Source organism: Novosphingobium profundi (assembly GCF_018491765.1).
GTDB classification, from domain to species: Bacteria; Pseudomonadota; Alphaproteobacteria; order Sphingomonadales; family Sphingomonadaceae; genus Novosphingobium; species Novosphingobium profundi.
Genome location: NZ_JABWCU010000077.1, coordinates 1 through 797 on the forward strand (window position 1 = coordinate 1; position 797 = coordinate 797).

The following is a 797-nucleotide window of genomic DNA, read 5'->3' on the forward strand; positions in this document are numbered from 1 at the left end:
GTAGCGTCCGCTTCCCTGGACATTAATGCCGTAGCGCTCGAAGCTGAGGCGGCTTGAAAGCGGCCGCTAATTTCTCACGACTTGAATGGCCGACTTGGGGCGTGAGCTGAAATTCCGCCAGGCGCCCTTGTTGGTCGTTCAAGGGACGATCTGGCGCGCCAGGGAGCGGCTCGTCCGCTTTCCCTTGCTGACGAGATCGACCAGCAGCTCAGATGGGCGGAGAGCGGACATTGCCCGAGAGCCTAAATGAGGGCAGCTTGGCGGAATGAAGCCCCAAGAAGCCCATTTCGTTGTCGAGGTCACATCAGATGGCGACATCGTTTGCCGAGCCCCCAAGCGAGTGGAACAGCGCATCAAGATTGCTGACATTGGCGCAGTATATGTTGAGACCAATGACACCGGCCCGTGGGGCGCAGATGTGTGGTGGTTGCTGAACGACAACACCGGACAAACGCAAGTCGCATTCCCGCAGTTAGCGACCGGAGAGGATGCTGTGCTCGAACGTTTGCGACAACTTCCCGGATTTGAAGTGCGAGGGATGAACTCGGGCGAGAACGAGCAGTTCATGTGCTGGCCACCTTCTTCGCCCTGAATGCCCGGCTTGGGGCGTGTGCCGAAATTCTGCGACGCGCCCTTGTCGGTCGGTCGATCGCGATCCTGACGATGCCAGCAGACGACATTCCGCTTTCAGGCTAGCCGTAGGAGGGTCGCTGGCCGCAGAAAATAGGCGCTAACCGAAGTTAAGCAGAGACTTTTTGAATGGAATATCCTGCAGCTTTGAGCGCAAGGGCCGCTGC

At 58.5% G+C, this 797-nt stretch carries 1 protein-coding gene; it reads left to right on the top strand.

Annotation, left to right across the window (positions count from 1 at the left end; all coding sequences use genetic code 11):
• Positions 1–265 precede the first annotated feature (265 nt).
• On the top strand, positions 266–592 hold the full coding sequence (locus HT136_RS26085) for a hypothetical protein (protein WP_214202658.1): 327 nt from the start codon (positions 266–268) through the stop codon (positions 590–592).
• The last annotated feature ends 205 nt before the right edge of the window (positions 593–797 follow it).

Bases quoted from the DNA above. Each gene is read 5' to 3' on its own strand.
- HT136_RS26085 (WP_214202658.1), top strand. From the start codon at position 266: ATGAAGCCCCAAGAAGCCCATTTCGTTGTCGAGGTCACATCAGATGGC.